Below are 1,792 nucleotides of genomic sequence, written 5' to 3'. Positions count from 1 at the left end.
GCATGTGTATTGCGGTCGTGTAACTTATTAGCGCTTATGTTGACCGCTGTCAGCCTTGTCGCAGGTTTGTATCTTGGCCACGCTAGCTTAGGTGTGGAAAGGCTAGCAGCAGGTTAAGGCCTGTTACTATCAAGAGATATTTGTGTAGGTGACTGCTCTTTTAATATAGTGCAGAGCGATGAATCCGGTACTAAAAGACGGGTAACAGGTGCAACAATCACATTGGGTGGAAAGCAGCGTTTGTTTATAGCCGACGGGGCTACCCTGACATCAACGCGGTGAGCCTGAGCAAGCATCTGATAGTGGATAGTTAGCGGTACAGGAGATAGAGCAGGTGATCTTTGAAAAAACGGAAATTAGATGAAGCAGTACGCTGCTCTAACTGTGGTGGCAACACGCAATACATAGTGCCGATCACATTTGGCAATATCGCCCTTATCGCACTCCAGATAATTATATTCGTGATGGGACTTGGCGCTCTCATCTTTTATGTTGCAAACGATATTGCCTCTTTTTTGGGTCTGCTGCTGCTTAGCTCTGTAAGCATTGCAAGGCCTCTTTATAGAACGCGACTGATCTGTAAAGAGTGCGCTGCACCCATTCATGACGCTACCTTGAAGTGGATGTTTGGCTCTGGCCCGTTCAAGCGTATTCCCCGCCTGCGCCGGGTAAACACTGACGTTAAACAGCCTGTTCTCAAAGCATGGCTACCTAACGCTACCTGGAAAAAATTATGTATTTCCTATCATCAGTTTATGGCGGCCAGCTTCGAAGATAATAACGAGGCGAGGTCAGTCCGCCATCTCAAGCAACTGGATGCGCTGGGAGGCGAAAAAGGAGCGCTTGGGCTTGGTTATCGCTACCTCAATGGCAAGGGGGTAAAGGAGGATCATGCCAAGGCTTACCAGTATTTTGAAAAAACCGCAGGTCTAAATGGCAAATGGTGTATAGAGGCGGAGTTTCAACTGGGCTGTATGCACATGCTAGGGCAGTTTGTGCCCGTCCATGACGTCAAGGCCGGTGAGTACTTCGAGAAAGCAGCCCATAAAGGTCATTCGCTTTCCCAATATAACTGGGGACTGGCGCTCATTGATGGCTGGGCTGGCTACGAGGATTATGTGAAAGGCTGTGAGTGGATAGAAAAATCGGCCGCTGCAGGTGTGCCCGAGGCACAGGAGGTACTGGGTCGACTAAATAGATTTAAGTCGTAGGGTGCTAAACGGCAGTACATTATATCTACCAGCGAACGCTTTTTTTCAATTGTTGAGCATCATCGTCAATATTCAAAAAGTACTGTGGGCGCTCAATGGACTGGGGCAAGTGACGCTACAGCCGGGTTTCATGGCGCTTTTTCTACTGCTTATGGCTACAACCTCGCAAAAGGTTGGCTATTCAAAATATAGAAGCAGCCTTGATCCTGTCAGTTGGGGGGGGCTGTTTGGGCGTTTACCGTTTTACGCGCTTCTGGGAGTCACTATTTATCTTGTCGTGTTTCTATATTGCAGGAAGAGAAGGCGGCGGCATGAACAGTTCTGCGTTCAATGCGAGAAGGTTGTTACGCGAAAAGCGGTCGATCAATGCTCCTGTGGTGGCGAAGTGGGATATTTGGCAGATTACAAGTACGTTAAGGAGCAGGAAAGTACCAATTGAAAACCCACAATCATCGTTGTTTTGCTTGCAGAAGAAGCCGATTTCAAGTCATAACGTCTTGTGCAGGCTGTGTTAAGCCGAGCTTCAAATCACTTGGATAATTATGAACCTGCTCTTTCTAGGCACCTCCGCCGGTGTGCCC

Annotated in this window: 1 protein-coding gene; it reads left to right on the top strand. The window is 48.2% G+C overall.

From position 1 onward, the window contains the following. Positions 1-623: 623 nt before the first annotated feature. A complete protein-coding gene (locus ACT3TJ_RS17885) occupies positions 624-1,211 on the top strand; it encodes a tetratricopeptide repeat protein (RefSeq protein WP_444666125.1) in 588 nt (195 codons plus the stop codon). Positions 1,212-1,792 lie beyond the last annotated feature (581 nt).

It is taken from the genome of Halomonas sp. AOP30-A1-24, assembly GCF_052378165.1.
Taxonomy (GTDB): Bacteria; Pseudomonadota; Gammaproteobacteria; order Pseudomonadales; family Halomonadaceae; genus Vreelandella; species Vreelandella citrativorans.
Note: the sequence above shows the minus strand (reverse complement) of the source record. Positions and strands in the feature narration are given on the sequence as shown.

Coding starts and splice junctions, on each gene's coding strand:
- ACT3TJ_RS17885 (WP_444666125.1), top strand. CDS start 624: ATGTTTGGCTCTGGCCCGTTCAAGCGTATTCCCCGCCTGCGCCGGGTA.